The sequence below is a fragment of the Rhodococcus sp. KBW08 genome (genome assembly GCF_003852455.1).
GTDB lineage: Bacteria > Actinomycetota > Actinomycetes > Mycobacteriales > Mycobacteriaceae > Rhodococcus_F > Rhodococcus_F baikonurensis.
This window is the reverse complement of sequence record NZ_QAJJ01000004.1, coordinates 48,728-63,871: the sequence shown is the minus strand read 5'-3', so window position 1 is coordinate 63,871 and position 15,144 is coordinate 48,728. Positions and strand designations below refer to the sequence as shown.

Annotated in this window: 17 protein-coding genes and 1 tRNA gene; 7 read left to right on the top strand and 11 right to left on the bottom strand. The window is 63.4% G+C overall.

Features of this window, described 5'->3' with window-relative positions:
• Positions 1-172 precede the first annotated feature (172 nt).
• The 4 genes from DBV08_RS04520 to DBV08_RS04505 all read right to left on the bottom strand — a co-directional run bounded on the left by DBV08_RS04520 (position 173) and on the right by DBV08_RS04505 (position 1,651).
• Positions 173-263, bottom strand: a tRNA-Ser gene (locus DBV08_RS04520).
• A gap of 56 nt (positions 264-319) precedes the next feature.
• Positions 320-511, bottom strand: coding sequence for a CsbD family protein (locus DBV08_RS04515; protein ID WP_003943869.1), 192 nt, complete (start codon positions 509-511; stop codon positions 320-322).
• 138 nt (positions 512-649) lie between these two features.
• Positions 650-1,111: a nucleoside deaminase gene (locus DBV08_RS04510; RefSeq protein WP_095969542.1), complete on the bottom strand. Its 462-nt coding sequence runs from the start codon at positions 1,109-1,111 to the stop codon at positions 650-652.
• Positions 1,112-1,651: a tRNA adenosine deaminase-associated protein gene (locus DBV08_RS04505; RefSeq protein WP_003943823.1), complete on the bottom strand. Its 540-nt coding sequence runs from the start codon at positions 1,649-1,651 to the stop codon at positions 1,112-1,114.
• Between the two features lie 48 nt (positions 1,652-1,699).
• Here DBV08_RS04505 and DBV08_RS04500 point away from each other — a divergent pair, with 48 nt between their 5' ends.
• Positions 1,700-2,674: a prephenate dehydrogenase gene (locus DBV08_RS04500; RefSeq protein ID WP_124566777.1), complete on the top strand. Its 975-nt coding sequence runs from the start codon at positions 1,700-1,702 to the stop codon at positions 2,672-2,674.
• Here the strand turns inward: DBV08_RS04500 and DBV08_RS04495 are convergent.
• The gene (locus DBV08_RS04495; protein WP_095969540.1) at positions 2,671-3,258 is read right to left on the bottom strand and encodes a putative glycolipid-binding domain-containing protein; all 588 of its coding nucleotides are present in this window, start codon (positions 3,256-3,258) and stop codon (positions 2,671-2,673) included. The two genes, DBV08_RS04500 and DBV08_RS04495, sit on opposite strands and share 4 nt — an antisense overlap.
• Before the next feature lie 238 nt (positions 3,259-3,496).
• Between DBV08_RS04495 and DBV08_RS04490 the strand changes: the two genes are divergently transcribed.
• From DBV08_RS04490 to DBV08_RS04465, 6 genes are all read left to right on the top strand, one after another.
• Positions 3,497-4,642 (top strand): DNA cytosine methyltransferase, encoded by a 1,146-nt coding sequence (locus DBV08_RS04490; RefSeq protein ID WP_153211133.1) that lies wholly within the window; start codon positions 3,497-3,499, stop codon positions 4,640-4,642.
• Positions 4,639-5,499 (top strand): hypothetical protein, encoded by an 861-nt coding sequence (locus DBV08_RS04485; RefSeq protein WP_095969539.1) that lies wholly within the window; start codon positions 4,639-4,641, stop codon positions 5,497-5,499. The genes DBV08_RS04490 and DBV08_RS04485 overlap by 4 nt, the downstream gene beginning before the upstream one ends.
• A 10-nt stretch (positions 5,500-5,509) precedes the next feature.
• A complete protein-coding gene (locus DBV08_RS04480) occupies positions 5,510-5,914 on the top strand; it encodes a very short patch repair endonuclease (protein ID WP_019746481.1) in 405 nt (134 codons plus the stop codon).
• 10 nt (positions 5,915-5,924) lie between these two features.
• On the top strand, positions 5,925-6,614 hold the full coding sequence (locus DBV08_RS04475; protein ID WP_124566666.1) for a DUF998 domain-containing protein: 690 nt from the start codon (positions 5,925-5,927) through the stop codon (positions 6,612-6,614).
• A gap of 80 nt (positions 6,615-6,694) precedes the next feature.
• Positions 6,695-7,939 carry a S9 family peptidase gene (locus DBV08_RS04470; RefSeq protein WP_124566665.1) on the top strand — a complete coding sequence of 415 codons (1,245 nt, stop codon included), beginning with the start codon at positions 6,695-6,697 and terminating at the stop codon, positions 7,937-7,939.
• Between the two features lie 98 nt (positions 7,940-8,037).
• Positions 8,038-9,237: a DUF6461 domain-containing protein gene (locus tag DBV08_RS04465; protein WP_124566664.1), complete on the top strand. Its 1,200-nt coding sequence runs from the start codon at positions 8,038-8,040 to the stop codon at positions 9,235-9,237.
• A 66-nt stretch (positions 9,238-9,303) separates the two neighbouring features.
• On the opposite strand, the gene DBV08_RS04460 is transcribed toward DBV08_RS04465, so the two are convergent.
• Genes DBV08_RS04460 through DBV08_RS04435 form a run of 6 tightly spaced genes read right to left on the bottom strand, consistent with a single transcriptional unit; the run spans position 9,304 to position 15,078 of the window.
• Positions 9,304-10,482: a cation:proton antiporter gene (locus tag DBV08_RS04460; protein WP_124566663.1), complete on the bottom strand. Its 1,179-nt coding sequence runs from the start codon at positions 10,480-10,482 to the stop codon at positions 9,304-9,306.
• 34 nt (positions 10,483-10,516) lie between these two features.
• On the bottom strand, positions 10,517-11,146 hold the full coding sequence (locus tag DBV08_RS04455) for a pyridoxamine 5'-phosphate oxidase family protein (protein WP_124566662.1): 630 nt from the start codon (positions 11,144-11,146) through the stop codon (positions 10,517-10,519).
• Entirely contained in the window at positions 11,143-11,958 is an 816-nt protein-coding gene (locus DBV08_RS04450) for an ABC transporter ATP-binding protein (protein WP_124566661.1), read from the bottom strand. The genes DBV08_RS04455 and DBV08_RS04450 overlap by 4 nt, the downstream gene beginning before the upstream one ends.
• On the bottom strand, positions 11,955-13,007 hold the full coding sequence (locus tag DBV08_RS04445) for an iron chelate uptake ABC transporter family permease subunit (protein WP_124566660.1): 1,053 nt from the start codon (positions 13,005-13,007) through the stop codon (positions 11,955-11,957). Before DBV08_RS04445 ends, DBV08_RS04450 begins: the two co-directional genes overlap by 4 nt.
• Positions 13,004-14,047, bottom strand: a complete 1,044-nt coding sequence (locus DBV08_RS04440; protein ID WP_124566659.1) for an iron ABC transporter permease — start codon at positions 14,045-14,047, stop codon at positions 13,004-13,006. Before DBV08_RS04440 ends, DBV08_RS04445 begins: the two co-directional genes overlap by 4 nt.
• Positions 14,044-15,078, bottom strand: coding sequence for an iron-siderophore ABC transporter substrate-binding protein (locus tag DBV08_RS04435; protein WP_124566658.1), 1,035 nt, complete (start codon positions 15,076-15,078; stop codon positions 14,044-14,046). The genes DBV08_RS04440 and DBV08_RS04435 overlap by 4 nt, the downstream gene beginning before the upstream one ends.
• Positions 15,079-15,144: the final 66 nt, after the last annotated feature.

The following is a 15,144-nucleotide window of genomic DNA, read 5'->3' as shown; positions in this document are numbered from 1 at the left end:
CACCGCGACTGGGGCGACCACTCCCCTGTAAGACTCAGTTGTGGCCCCCGACCTCCGCCGAGGCCGGGGGCCACTTTCGTCCGAATGGCAGATTTCTGCTCAATTGTTTCTTGATCCAGTCCAGGTCCAGGCACAAAAAAGCTCCCCACCTGCGTGAACAGGTGGGGAGCTTTGGCGGTGGCGGAGGGATTTGAACCCTCGGACGGGGGTTACCCGTCACACGCTTTCGAGGCGTGCTCCTTAGGCCGCTCGGACACGCCACCGTTGGTGACTTTACCGGATGGAGTGCCCGTGGCTGAAATCGCCAGGTGGAGCGGTATTACGTGAGCTTGTCCTTGATGCTGGAGGCGGCGTCCTTGACCTTCTCGCCTGCATCCTTGACGGCCGATTTCACCTGGTCGCCCTTGCCTTCGTTTTCGAGGTCCCGGTCACCGGTAGCGCTGCCAGCAGCTTCCTTGGCCTTGCCCCCGAGGTCTTCGGCCTTGTTCTGAGCCTTGTCTGCGATTCCCATGAGTACTCCTCTGTGAACGCGAACGAATCGCCTTCCGACGATCCGCCGATGCCCTGACGGCATCTGCCTCCACCATGCCCTCGATTGCCGGATCCGGCTACCCGAGTGTGCGATCACTCTCGCTGGGGAATACCGATTTCAGGCTCGCTGCTCGCGGAAGAAATCTTCCAAAAGCCCAGCGCATTCGTCCTCCAGGACCCCGCCGCGCACCTGCGGCCGATAGGTCAATCTTTTATCTCGAACTACGTCCCATAATGATCCGACGGCTCCGGTTTTCGGCTCCCACGCCCCGAAAACGACCCGCGAAACCCGGGCGAGGACCAGAGCGCCCGCACACATCGTGCATGGCTCGAGGGTCACGGCCAGCGTCGCGCCTTCCAGACGCCAGCCGTCGCCGTAGATTTTCGCGGCAGCACGCAACGCGAGGATTTCGGCGTGCGCGGTCGGATCGGACGACGCTTCCCGGGCGTTCGCGGCACGAGCCACTTCGACGCCGTCCGCGTCGAACAGCACGGCACCGACCGGAACGTCCGCGTCGGAGGCGGAGCGTGCGGCCACGATGGCCGCACGGATCATGCGCTGATCGTCAGCGAGAGTCATCTAGCGCGGGAGCTTGTCGAGCGCTGCGCCGAACTCGGACGCGAACCCGAGTCGCTGCGCGATCATCCCCAACTGCTCGTCGGGATAGAGATCGGTCTCGGCCGCGATGACAGCGAGCACGGGTTCCGGCAGGCCCAGATCGGCCAGCACGGACAGATCGCCCTCTTCCCAGGGTTCGACATCGTCGAGGTCGTCCGGGTCGATGTCGGGGATCTCGATGTGCAAGGCGTCGAGGACGTCTGCGGCGATGTCGTAGTCGATGGCGGCGGTGGCGTCGGAAATCAGCAACTGCGTGCCCGACGGCGCCGGACGAAGCACGATGAAGAACTCGTCGTCGACGTCGAGAAGGCCGAACACGGCACCCGAACTTCGCAGCTCACGCAGCTGCGTTTCGGCGGCCGAGAGCGAGGTCAACGCGTCGGGCGTCAGTGCCTTGACCGTCCAACGCCCCTCTTCACGGACCACCGCGACACCGAAGCCTTCAAGCTCCTCCGACTGGTTCGAAGAGGCGCTCTTGTTACCCGCGCGCTGTGCACCCATGGCGCAACGGTAGCCCGCCTGGTGCCAGTGAGTGAAGTCCGAGCATCGATGTGCCAACCTGAACTCGTGTCTGCGATCGATTCCGCCCCACCAGTCTGCGTTCTCGGCCTCGGATTGATCGGCGGTTCGCTCCTTCGAGCGGCCGTCCGATCCGGCCGTCAGGCGTGGGGGTACAACCGTTCCAGCGAGTCCGCAGACGCGGCCCGAGCCGACGGTTTCGACGCCGACACCGACCTGGTTGCCACACTGCGCAGGGCGAACGAGAGCGGTGCCGTCATCGTGATCGCCGTGCCCATGCCGGCCGTCGACGCCACGTTGGAGGCCATCGCCGCGCACGCGCCGAACAACCCGATCACCGATGTCGTCAGTGTCAAGGGTGAGGTGAAGGCCGCCGTCGAACGGGCTGGTCTGAGCGCCAAGTTCGTGGGCGGTCATCCGATGACCGGGACGTCTGCTTCGGGTTGGGCGGTCGGGGATGCCGATCTGTTCGTCGACGCGGTGTGGGTAGTGGCCACCGACGACGGCGTCGACGCGCAGGTGTGGTCGCAGGTCGCCGACCTCGCGCTCGATTGCGGCTCGGTGGTCGTGCCGGCCGAATCCCTCGAGCACGATCGAGCAGTCGCACGTATCTCGCACCTGCCTCACCTGCTGGCGGAAACACTCGCGATCACGGGAGCTGCCGGCGGCGAACTGGCACTCGGGCTGGCTGCCGGATCATTTCGCGACGGCACTCGCGTAGCCGGAAGCGCACCCGGCCTGGTGCGGGCGATGTGCGAGGGCAACCGCGACGCCCTGCTGATCGCGCTGGACGAAGCGCTCGACCTTTTGCAGGGTGCACGTACCGATCTGCTGGACAACGGCTCGACGGCCCGATTGGTGGACGCGGGGTTCGCCGCGCGTAGCGCGTACGAGTCGCACGAGCGCTGGGACATCGAAGACATCCAGGTCGGAGAACCCGACTGGCCCCAGCGGATGCGGGACGCCGGTCGACGCGGCGGCGTCATCCGCCGATCCGAAACCTAGATGCGGGTGGCCAGTCCGGGGTAGTCGAGGACGAAGCCCTCGGTGTCGACGGACAGCGTCGAACTGGAGACCGGGGACAACACACTGATTCCGTCGGTACCGCTGCTGTACGTGATGGTCGCACCCTCGACGCGCAGGTCCAGAAGGTTGACGTAGACGACCGGAACTTCGACGTCTTCGATGTCGTTCTGCAACCCGACGCGGCGGATGGGCAGCGTGTTGAAGAACGGGCTGAGGATCACGTCGACGTCGAGTGCGCCATCGAACGCCGAGCGCTGATGACTCGCGCCGTTCTCGACCATCCAGGTGCCTTCTTCGTCCCGGCTGATCGACATCTGACGCTCACCGGCAGCCAGGGCGGTCCGCACGGACAACCGGCGGGTGATGCCGGCCTCGTCGGTGACCAGGTCGTATGACGCGCTGAATGCCGGGTGCTCGCTGCAGGCTCCACCGATGATCCGGCCCGAAGCCTTGATGCGATTTCCGTTCAGCTGCACACGAACAGACTCCATTCGAGGAGCGTTGTGGGCCTGCCAGGTCAATACCGCGGGCCAGGACGCGTCACCGGAAGGTTGGATGCTCACCCGACCACGGTAATGGACGGACGGGCGTGGAGCACCGCTGGTTCGGGTTATTGCTCCGATCAGGGACCTTTTCGGGACTCGATCGGCTTCCTCGGAGTCCGGTGTAAGCCGTTTCACAACGGTTCTCCCGCAAGGAGCACGCCGCGGACCGAATAGTTGGCAAACGGTGTCGGAGTTCTCGAGTACCGTGCTTCTAGGTCGGTTCGTGAGGAAGGGTGCTGTGACGTCGTCGCGGAGCATGGTGGGTTTGTTTGCCGGTATCGGTGGGCTCGAGTTGGGGCTATCGGAACACGGGTGGAACACCGAACTGCTGTGTGAAATCGATCCGGGCGCCCAGGCAGTTCTCCGTTCGCGTTTCGCCGACGTGCCGCTGCACGGTGACGTCACCAAACTGCGCGCGCTGCCCAGTGACATCGAATTGGTGGCCGCCGGTTTCCCCTGCCAGGACCTCTCTCAAGCCGGCAAAACGGCAGGCATCACCGGCGCGCGCTCAGGCCTGGTGGACGAGGTGTTCCGTCTGGTCAAGCGCAAGAAGGGCCCGCGCTGGCTCTTGATCGAGAACGTTCCGTTCATGCTGCAACTCGGCAAGGGCGCTGCCATGCGGCACATCACCGACGCCCTCGAAGACCTCGGATACACCTGGGCATACCGGGTGGTCGACGCCCGTGCCTTCGGACTCCCCCAGCGTCGCCAGCGCGTCATCATGCTCGCCTCGCGCACGGACGATCCTCGCGAAATCCTGTTCGGCCAGGACGCCGGCGAGCGCTTGGGCGGCGATCCCGCTGACTACCCCTGCGGCTTCTACTGGACCGAAGGCACTCGTGGTCTCGGATGGGCCGTCAACGCCGTGCCGACGCTCAAGGGCGGCTCGTCCGTCGGCATTCCCAGCCAACCGGCGGTCCGGTTGCCGTCCGGTGAGATCGTCACTCCCGGTCTCGTCGACGCCGAGCGCCTGCAGGGTTTCGATCCGGACTGGACGCTGCCGTCCGTCGAAGTTCCCGGCCTTCGCCACAGCCACCGGTGGAAGCTCGTCGGCAATGCCGTGAGCGTGCGGATGGCGTCGTGGGTCGGTGGCCGGTTGAACGATCCCATCGCATACGACGCCGCCGGCGAGACTCCGCTCGAACCAGGCGACGCATGGCCGAGCGCGGCTTGGGGTCGTAACCGCCAGGCCTTCCGCGTCCATACTTCGACCTGGCCGGTCCAGTACGACTACGAGGATCTGAGCGGTTTCCTCGAAGACACGCGGTTGCTGTCGGCGCGGGCCACGGCCGGCTTCCTCAAGCGTGCACGCATGGGCAATCTTCGGTTCATTCCCGGTTTCATCGAGGACGTCGAAAGCCACCTCGAGCGGATGGGCGGCTACCCCGAGGCCGCAGCATGACGGAATCGCTGTTCCCCGAACCTGAAACACTGTTTTCCGAGCCGGAACACGAACCACTTTGGAGCGCACTGCAACTCGCGGGGGACAAGCCCCCGGCCGACGCCGATCGCGGCGAGAAGAAGAACTACGCCCAGCGACTGTCCAATCAACTGGCACAGACGGTGGCCGACGCTCTGCGTCCGCTGTATCCCAACATCACCCCGACAGCGTCCGGCGAAGGCCAGGAGGCGACCGTCGATGTCGCCAAGGGCCGAAAGCGCCTGGACGTCAAGGCACTCGACCCCACTCTCGGCCTGATCCTCTGCGTCTCCATCAAGACGTACAACTTCCAGGACTACAGTCCCCGCAGCGGCAAGCTGGGACGCTGGACCAAGAACATCGTCCGCAACGACCACGAATTGCGTGGCGAGGCAATGGTTCTGCATCAGCGTCAGCCGTACAGCGTGTTGGTCGCCGTCATGTTCGAGCCGTACGCCACATGCGACGACGGCGACCCGACCAAGACCAGCGACACCGGCAAATCCTCTTTTGCACACCACGTCACGACGCTCTCGAAGCGTTCGGGCCGGGGCAAGCGCGCGGTGGTCGGCGTTCCAGGAAAAGCCTGGGTGGATCTCGGCGCCGAGGACACCCGCTACGACCTCTTCGAGAAGGTCTACATCGGTCTCTACGAACCCGATGGCGCAGTCCGGTTCTTCGACGTCGACGAACCGCCGCCGCGCAACGGACGCCCCACCGAGAGTCAGACGCTCTCGTTCACCGACTTCGTGACCGTCGTGCACGGTGAAGTAGAGCGTCGCAACAGGTTTGCGCCCACCTGGTCCGATCCCGAAGACAGCGACGATTCCGACGGCTGAGGGAACCACGGTGCCTGCGACGGATCCTGCCACCAGTGCTCGGATGAGCGCTCAGCGTCGGCGCGACACCAAACCCGAGATCGCACTTCGACGCGAGCTTCATCGGCGCGGACTCCGGTACTTCGTGGACCGAGCGCCTGTCAAAGGTGTTCGCCGACGTGCTGATCTGGTGTTTCCGCGCCGCAAAGTCGCGGTGTTCGTGGACGGATGCTTCTGGCACAGTTGCCCGCAGCACGCGACGTTTCCCAAGAACAACGCGCAGTGGTGGACGGACAAGTTGGCCGCCAACGTGGTTCGAGACCGCGACACCGATGCACGTCTGGCAGAGCAGGGTTGGACCGTCATCCGCATCTGGGAGCACGAAGATCCGCTGGTAGCAGCCGAACGCGTCCAGAAAGCCCTGCTCGGTCCGTAAGCTCGATTTCGTGAAGGAACGCAACGTTGCGCGGTGGGGTTTGGTGGCTGCGCTGGCTCTGGGCGGAATCGTCTACTCGTCGTGGATTCTCGAATTCTTCCTGGACACCGGCCTCGATCCGGTGACATCGTTCCTCAGCGAACTCGATGCCGAGAACCAGAAATACCGCGATGTCTTCGGCAATGCCGACGTACTGTCCGCGATCTTGATGTTGATCTCCGGAGCGCTGGGCCTGCTGATCACGCCCCGGCGGAGGCTCTACGTCACCGGCTGGATTGCGCTGGCGGTGTTCGGCATCGCGACCATCGCCGACGCCTCGTTCCCCCTCGAATGCTCGGGTGAGGGCTGCCCGTCGAGCGCACCCGACGGTCTGCTTCCGCAACTCCACCATGTTCACGCGTTGACGAGCAGCGTGGCTGTCTTCGCGATCTTCACCGCGATGATCGCATTCACCGTGGGAGCGTTCAGGTATCGCGAGCATCGGTCGCTGCGGACGACCGGCCTGACCATTTTGATCCTGACTTCCCTTGCGACGGTGTGGATGTTGACGACCAACAGCATCGAAGTCTCCGGCGGCGGTAACCTCGGACTGGGTATCGCGCAACGTGCGCAGGTGTTGGGAATGTCGTTGTGGTTGTGCACCCTGGCATTTGCGATGTCGAAGCCGTTGTCCACGTGGGGTACAGCGTCACCACGCTGACAAGGTTTTCCGGCAAGCGATTCGGGCGATCCTGGAGGTACAACTGAAAATGGCTGCCCCGAACTAGCGAAGGTGTGCCCATGTCTCTCGCGTCGTCGTTCTTCGCCCACCCACACCAGGCGTTCACCGCTGGTTTCTATCGAAACGAATCCTTCGACTTCGAGCTTCGAGTCGTCCTCGGACAAGCCACCTACGGCGCGGCAGACACCGGCGAAGTGCTCTCGGCCATCGCACATGTCGGCGAGAAGGACCTCGAGGGCTGGTACGAGGCCTGGTTCGACCTCGGCACACGGGTATTCGGGCAGGCCGAACAGTCCGCCGAGGCCGGACATTCGCAAAGCGCGTCCAACGCGTACCTGCGGGCGGCGTCGTACTTCGGTGTGGCGATCAACGCCGTCGATGGTCTCAGTGACGACTCCGTGCTGGTCCCCACCTTCAAACGTCACCGACAGGCGTGGCACCGCTTCGTCGACACCACCGCCCAACCCGTCGAACGCGTCCGAATCCCTTACGAGGACACCTACCTGCCCGGGTACTTCTTCCGGCCACCCGGCGACGTGCGACGGCCGACGTTGATCATGGTGAACGGTAGCGACGGCCCGATCAGCGGGCTGTGGGGCAGCGGCGGTGCCGGGGCACTCGAGCGGGGCTACAACGTGTTGATGTTCGACGGTCCCGGCCAGCAGTCGATGCTCTTCGAGCGCAACATCCCGTTCCGTCACGACTGGGAAGCCGTCATCACGCCTGTCGTCGACTATCTCGTGGACCGGCCGGACGTCGATGCGTCGAAGCTGGCGATGTACGGGATCAGCCAGGGCGGTTACTGGGTGCCGCAGTCTTTGGCATTCGAGCATCGGATCGCGGCGGCGATCGCCGATCCGGGAGTTGTGGACGTGGCCGCGTCGTGGCTCGCCCATATCCCCAAGAACATGCAGAAGCTACTCGACGAGGAGAAGTCGGAGGCGTTCGATCGCGACATGGCGATTGGGCTTGGAATGAAGTTCTCGAAGGACACCGCCCGGATCTGGCGTTTCCGTGCGCGTCCGTACCTCGCCGGTGGCTACTACGACACTCTCACCGCCGTTCGGAAGTATCACCTCGAACACGTCGCCGGTTCGATCTCCACTCCCCTGCTCATCACCGATCCGGAAGGCGAGCAGTTCTGGCCTGGACAATCCAAGCGGCTTGCCGCCCTCTCCGGCGGACCGACGACGGTGGTTCCCTTCACCGCGGCCGAGGGTGCGAACTTCCACTGTCAGCCCATGGCGAGGCGTCTGACGGATCAGCGGATGTTCGACTGGCTCGACGAGCAGTTGGATCTCTGATTCAGGTCCGCGAACCAATGATCGACTGAAGCGTGTTTTGCCATGCGTTCGTTGGCATTCGGCAGTGGTCAGGTATCGATCTGTGGAAGCTTGTGAGTGTGCCTACCTATCACGACTATGGATGGATTCAGCAGTATTTCAACACGAGCCTGTCTCTCGGATACTGCGCCGCACTCATCCCTGACTCCACTCCCACACAGGTGTTGAGCGCCCTCGGCGCCGACGAGAACACACAATCCGAGGCGATCGGGATTGCCGAACTCGGAGAGGTGATGTCGGATCTCACTGAACAGCCCGAGACAGCCTGGGCTGGGCCGGTAGTTGCCCTCGCAGCGGTGAGTGACGACAGCACACTGTTGATGCAGATCGACGGCGGTTCCTTCGCCGTCACCGAAGAATCGATGCGGCCACTTCTATCCGATCGCGAGGTGGCTTCGCACTATCTCGGCGTCAATGCCGACAGTCAGTTCATCTGGTGGTCGAACGGGACACGTGTGGCTGAATTCGAACTCTTCGGATCCAGCCCGGTGGTCGGGGACGATCGGATAGTGGATCTGATTCTTGATGTCGGCGGAATCGGAATCGACGATGACGCCCAAGGCTATCCAGGCGAGCATGCACTGGAGGGTGCCTTTGCTCTCGCCGAGCAGATCACCGGCGTCGCAGTCCCCGCCTCGCTGTTCGAGACAGGTCACTTTACGGTGGTCGTTGTCCCCACGAGAAGGCAGTCGCCCCCGGCAGTGCCACCCGAGCCTTCCCCGCAGAGATCGCCCGCCGCGTGGAGCGAGGTAGCCCGCCGCTACAAAGCAGCGGAGCGGCTACCGCTACACGGGATGATGTTCCGCGGGCGCCCCTCGGGCGGTGTTCCCTCCGCGCGTCTCGAATTCTGGTTCAAACCCCGCACCTGCATCCGTCTCGTAGACGAGCAGGGAGTGCTGTTTCTGCAGAACCGGCAAAAGCAGACGTGGTTCCGCACCGACGGTGTACTCGACCGACGAAGCACCGGATACAGTCTCGACATCTATATCGAACAACTCTTCCAGATCCACAGGACCTGGCCGTACACACCTTTTGCCGACCTACTCCCACCCGACACGACAGGGCAGGAAATAGCGGTCGACGGGCGCCCTGCCTGGGAATTCGAGATGCCACCGGATTGGGCCGGCCGTGACTCCACGGTTGCCTTCGATGCGGAAACCGGGGTTCCCTTGCGGTGGGAAAACAGGACGGGAACCCACGAGATATCGGCGTTGGAGACCGGTATCGACGTGGACGATCTCTTTTTCTCTGGCCCGTGACAATCGAAGCAAGCAAGGCGGATCAGCGGATGTTCGACTGGCTCGACGAGCAGTTGGATCTCTGAATCAAGCCACTTTCTCTTTTTTCGTCAACAGCGTGGCAATCATCGGCAGCAGCAGAACCGTGATCGCACCCGCCGCGACAAGAATCGACGCGTTGTCCGAAGACATCTGATGCGCGTCGACGGCAGCGCCCGTGACCGCCACGATCATCGGTAGGCCGGTCGCTCCGTACAACGCGACCTGCGCACTTTCGCGCGTGGTGAAGGGCGGCTCGACCTTCTCGAACTTGGTCACGAAGAACACCGGCACGCCGCGGACGACAACGATCAGGATCAGAAACGCGATCAGTATGCCGGGGCTGGCTGCGACCGCCGAGACGTCGATCGCCATCCCCGACGTGATGAAGAAGATCGGGATGAGGAACCCGAAGGCGATCCCGTCGAGCTTGATCTCGAGGCGCTCGTCGCCCTCTGGCATCAGTCGCCGCAGGATGAAGCCGGCGGCAAACGCACCGAGAATGACGTCGAGTGAGAACACGGCCGACAACACTCCGAGGCTGACCAACAACAGAACGGTGAGGCGGACCGTCGTCTGCGCAGTGGTGTCCGCCCCTGCCCGCACCAGTCGATGTGTCCACGAGCCTTCGTGAATCAGCTTGCCGGGCAGCACCGCCACGATGACAGCGATCAAGGCGAAGACGGCAAGGACGATCAGCGACAGGACGGCACCACGGGCGCTCAGCAGCACCGCCATCGCGACGACCGGCCCGAGTTCGCCGACGGCCCCGTGGTTGAGGACGGTCTTGCCCAAGCGTGTGTCGAGGAGTTTGTTGTCCTTGAGGATCGGCAGCAGCGTGCCCAGAGCGGTCGACGTCATCGCGATGGCAACAGCGGCTTCGGCGGAAATCACGTTCCTCATGCCCAGCAGCGCGACCACCGTGAACGCCAGCGCCAGGCAGAACAGCCACGTGTAGAGCGCACGACGGCCACCCCGGCCACTGAGTTCCTGTCGGTCGATCTCGTAACCGGCGAGGAGAAACAGCATGCCGAGGCCGAGTTCGCGCAAGATCCCGATCGCTTCGCTGTCAGCTGCGATGTTGAGGGCGAACGGCCCGACCACTGCGCCCGCGACAAGCAGCAACACCACTTCGGGAACGAGCCGACGTGGGATCAAGCCCGCGACTATCGGCGCGAGGGCCGCGATCAGCGCAATCCAGAACAGCGATGAGGCAATTGAAGGCACGGATCATTATCGGACATAGGTGACAAATCCGCGTTCAGTACAGGTACTTGCGGTACGCCTCCTGCCGAGCCGGTTCGAGATCCTCGACCTGGAGGGTGTGCTGCTCGGCCATCATGTCGCGCAGACTCGGCACGTCCTCGGGAGTAGGCCACGTCGCCGGATCCCAGAGCTTTGCCCGCAGAATCGCTCGCGCGCAATGGAGATACGCCTCGTCGATCTTCACGATCACCGCAAGCTGCGCCGGCTTGCCGTTCATCGCCATCGACTCCAACAGATCAGCATCTGTCGAGAGGGTCGCCGTGCCGTTGACGCGCACGATCTCGTCGTGGCCGGGCGCGAGAAAGAGGATCCCCACGTGGGGATTCTCGATCATGTTCCGGTACGAGTCAGCGCGCCGGTTGCCCGGACGATCCGGAAGCACCAGCGTCTTCTCGTCGGGAAACAGAACCTGACTGACCAAGTCTCCACGCGGCGAGCAATCGCAATTTCCGGCTGCATCGGACGTCGCGAGCACAAAAAACCGTGCCTGGTCGATGAATTCACGGATCAACGGAGTCGTGTAGGCGGTGTGCTTCTCCATGATCGTCGGATGGGGCTGTCCGAGAAGCGCATTGAGTTGTTCCACGGATTCGATCCGCCCGCTCGGGACACTCGACGCCGTCACGTCAGCACGTCGTTGAGGACGTGGTGGCGCCCCAGCGGCAACACCAACGGCTTACCCGAGACGGGGTCGAGGATGATTCGGCTCTCGAGACCGAACACGGTGCGGACGTTGTCGCTGGTGAGCACCTCGGCAGGATCACCCGCAGCATAGACCCGGCGTTCTGCCATGGCGACGAGGTGATCGGCGTAGCGGGCAGCGAGGTTGAGATCGTGCAGAACCATGACAATCGTTGTACCCCGGGTCCGGTTCAGGTCGGTGAGCAGGTCCAAGACCTCCACCTGGTGGCTCACGTCCAGGAAGGTGGTCGGTTCGTCGAGTAAAAGCAGATCGGTTTGCTGGGCGAGCGCCATCGCAATCCACACACGTTGGCGCTGACCACCGGAAAGCTCGTCCACCGATCGTTCGGCCAATCCGGTTGTGTCCGTTGCCGCAAGCGCTTCGGCGACAGCTGCGTCATCCTCGCGACTCCACCTCGACAGCACCCGCTGATGTGGATGACGACCTCGCCCGACGAGATCGGCGACGACTATCCCGTCCGGTGCGATCGGTGACTGCGGCAGCAGACCGAGCGTGCGAGCGAGCTTCTTCGCGGGCAGGCGATGAACATCCTTGCCGTCCAACAGAACATGACCGCTTCGGGGACTGAGTAGCCGCGACATCGACCGCAGCAGCGTCGACTTGCCGCACGCGTTGGCGCCCACGATGGTCGTGATCTTTCCCGGCGGCACAGCGAGGTCGAGCGATTCGACTACGGTCCGCCCTCCGTAACCGAGTTCGAGGTTTTCGACAGTCAGAGTATGGGATTCGGTCACAGCGAACCTCCCGTTCGGTTGGAGCGAATGATGAGGTAGACGAGATACGGCGCTCCCAGCGCGCCGGTCACCACACCAACGGGGTAGCGGGTGCCGAAGGCGTACTGCCCGCAGAAATCGGCAACGAGCACCAGCAGCGCTCCGACCAGCGCCGACGGGATCAACAGCGATGCTCCTGGACCAACGACGCGGGCGGCGATGGGGCCGGAGAGAAATGCGACGAAGGCGATGGGACCCGCAGCGGCAGTGGCAAAGGCGATGAGTCCGACGGCCGCAACGATCGCCAGAATGCGCGTGCGTTCCACTCTCACGCCGAGTGCTTGCGCTGCGTCGTCACCGAGCTGGATGGTCGAAAGATTGCGCGATTGACTCAGCAGCACCGGTCCGAGGACGATCAACGCCAGGAGCACGGGAACCGTCGAACCCCAGTTGGCGACGTTGAGACTGCCGGTGAGCCAACGCATCGTCTCCTGCAGATCCCACGCGGCGGCAGTACTGAGCAGGTAGGCGGTGACGCTGTCGAGCATCGCGGCGATGCCGATACCGATCAGAATCAGCCGAGTGCCTGCTACACCGTCCCGGAAGGAGAGAACGTAGATCAACACTGCGACGCCCAGACCGACCGCGATGGCGAAGATCGAGACCTGCGAGCCGCCGAGTGAAAGCGAGATGATCGCGAAAGCTGCTGCAGCGCTTGCCCCGGAGCTGATTCCGATGATGTCGGGGCTCGCGAGCGGGTTACGCAACATCGTCTGGAACGTGATGCCGCCCAAGCCGAAACAGATTCCGGCGACCACAGCGAGGACAGCGCGAGGCAGACGGAGGCGACCGACGGTGAACGAGGCGCCGGGTACGTTCTCCCCCAGAACGACACGAAGCACAGCTGACGGCGGGTAGAAGGTTTTTCCCACCATCAGAGTGACCGCGAACGAGACGATAACGAGGACCGCCAGCACTGCAATCACGATGCGGCGTCGTCTACCTCGCCGGATACGGCTTGCTCCGACTGCGTCGACCTCGACTTCGGGAGTAACGAATGTGGTGGTCACAGCTCACGCATTTTCTGACGGCGGACGATGTAGATGAAAAAGGGCGCTCCGATGAGCGCGGTGATGATGCCGACGTCGATTTCGCTCGGCCGCGCGACAATTCGTCCGAGAATGTCGGCGGCGACGAGAAGGCCGGCCCCTGTCAGCGCAGAAAACGGTAGTAGCCAACGGTTGTCGATGCCGATCAACAATCGGCACAGGTGCGGGACAACCAAACCGACGAAGCCGATCGGTCCGGCAATCGCAGTGGCTGCACCGCAGAGCAGCACTGCACCGAGCGCTGACACTGCCCGGACCACCGCAACACGTTCACCGAGCCCTGATGCAACCTCGTCGCCGAGCGCAAGGGAGTTGAGACTGCGCGCTGACAGCAGACAGATCACGAAGCCGACAATGAGGAAAGGCAGACCCTGCCGGACCACCTCGAAGCTCGCACCACCGACGCCGCCGATCTGCCACGAACGAATGTTGCCGGCAATATCGTTTCGCGGCAGCATGATCGCAGTGATGAACGAAGCAAACGCAGCCGATGTTGCGGCCCCGGCGAGAGCCAACTTGAGTGGCGTGGCTCCACCTCGCCCGAGTGAGCCGACTACGTAGACGAACAATGCCGCGGCGGCTGCGCCGAGTATCGCCACCCAGATCATACTGGTCCGAGTCCACAGCCCGAACCACGCCATTCCGATCACCACCGCGAGTGAAGCGCCCATGTTGACGCCCAGGATTCCGGGATCTGCCAACGGGTTTCGGGTTATCCCCTGCATCACTGCGCCGGCTAGCCCGAGCGCAGCTCCCACGATTATCGCGAGCACCGTCCGAGGAATGCGCTTCGTGATCGCACCCTGGCCGATGTTGTCGGTGGAACCGCCCAGCGCGGCGACGATGTCGGACCAGTCGACTTCACGCGAGCCGACGACGATTGATGTACACATGAGCACCGCGAGGACAACGAGAAGGGCGATCAGCCACAACGAATTGCCGAACGTCGGGCGTCGCGTATCGCTGGCGCCCGACGTCGAATCCTGCGAGGTTACAGTCACTCCGACTTTCCAGCAGCCCCGGCGAGCAGATCGACGTAGTCGCCGAGTACCCACGAAATTGCGAGTGGAGTCGGGTTGGCCGCCGTTCCCATCGGCCCGGTTCCATTGAGGAACACGATCGAGTTGTTGGCGACGGCAGGCATCTGCGAGAGCAGCGGGTCAGCCTTGAGTGCGTCGACAAGCGCCTGGTCACCGTAGGTGACGATCAGTTCGACGTCGTCGAAGACGTCCACACGCTCGGCACTGACCTTCTTCGAGAACTCACCACCCGTCGAGGCGTCGGCAACGCTCTTCGGCGTCGAGAGTCCGAGGTCTTCGAAGAACGCGGCGCGTGTGTCGTTCGCGGTGTAGAAGCTGACCTGACTCAGATCAGCGGTGTCGACGTGCGTCAGGAACATGGTTGCCTTGCCGGCAAGCTGCGGATGCGAGGCAACCTCGTCGGCGATCTCCTTTTCGATGGTGGAGATCAGTTCCTGCCCTTCGGTTTCCATGCCGAGGCCCATGCTGTTGAACTTGATGACGTCACGCCACGAGGTTGCCCACGGGCCCTCCGGATATGCCACGACCGGGGCGATCTCACTGAGAGTGTCGTAATCCTCCTGCGTCAGACCGGAATACGCGGCAAGAATGACGTCAGGGTTCGTATCGGAGACGGCTTCGAAGTCGATGCCGTCGGTCTCGTCGAAGAGCACCGGCGGCTTCGCGCCGAGTTCGTCGAGCTTTTCCTCGACCCACGGCAGCATGCCGTTGCCGTTGTCGTCGCCGAACGTCGCCGCCGCCATTCCAACGGGAACCACGCCGAGAGCAAGGGGCACTTCATGATTGGCCCAGGCGACGGTGGCGACTCGCTCCGGCTTGGCGTCGATCGTCGTCGTTCCGAAAGCGTGCTCGATCGTGACCGGGAAGGAACTGGATCCGCTTCCGGTGCTGCCGCCGTCGGCGGTGTCCGAGGAGTCGGAACTGCAGGCTGTCATACCGAGTGCAACTGCGACCGCTGCTGCGGCCACCGCCAAGAAGCGTTTTGAACGCATGAAAACAGAACTCTCTCGAGTAGGGGTACGGCCCTCAACCCGGCTCGAAAAGGCACTTAGGTGAGG

What these genes read in the sequence shown, in the direction of transcription:
- DBV08_RS04510 (WP_095969542.1), bottom strand. Translation starts at nt 1,111, where the DNA reads ATGACTCTCGCTGACGATCAGCGCATGATCCGTGCGGCCATCGTGGCC.
- DBV08_RS04515 (WP_003943869.1), bottom strand. Translation starts at nt 511, where the DNA reads ATGGGAATCGCAGACAAGGCTCAGAACAAGGCCGAAGACCTCGGGGGC.
- DBV08_RS04470 (WP_124566665.1), top strand. Translation starts at nt 6,695, where the DNA reads ATGTCTCTCGCGTCGTCGTTCTTCGCCCACCCACACCAGGCGTTCACC.
- DBV08_RS04490 (WP_153211133.1), top strand. Translation starts at nt 3,497, where the DNA reads ATGGTGGGTTTGTTTGCCGGTATCGGTGGGCTCGAGTTGGGGCTATCG.
- DBV08_RS04505 (WP_003943823.1), bottom strand. Translation starts at nt 1,651, where the DNA reads ATGGGTGCACAGCGCGCGGGTAACAAGAGCGCCTCTTCGAACCAGTCG.
- DBV08_RS04500 (WP_124566777.1), top strand. Translation starts at nt 1,700, where the DNA reads ATGTGCCAACCTGAACTCGTGTCTGCGATCGATTCCGCCCCACCAGTC.
- DBV08_RS04485 (WP_095969539.1), top strand. Translation starts at nt 4,639, where the DNA reads ATGACGGAATCGCTGTTCCCCGAACCTGAAACACTGTTTTCCGAGCCG.
- DBV08_RS04435 (WP_124566658.1), bottom strand. Translation starts at nt 15,078, where the DNA reads ATGCGTTCAAAACGCTTCTTGGCGGTGGCCGCAGCAGCGGTCGCAGTT.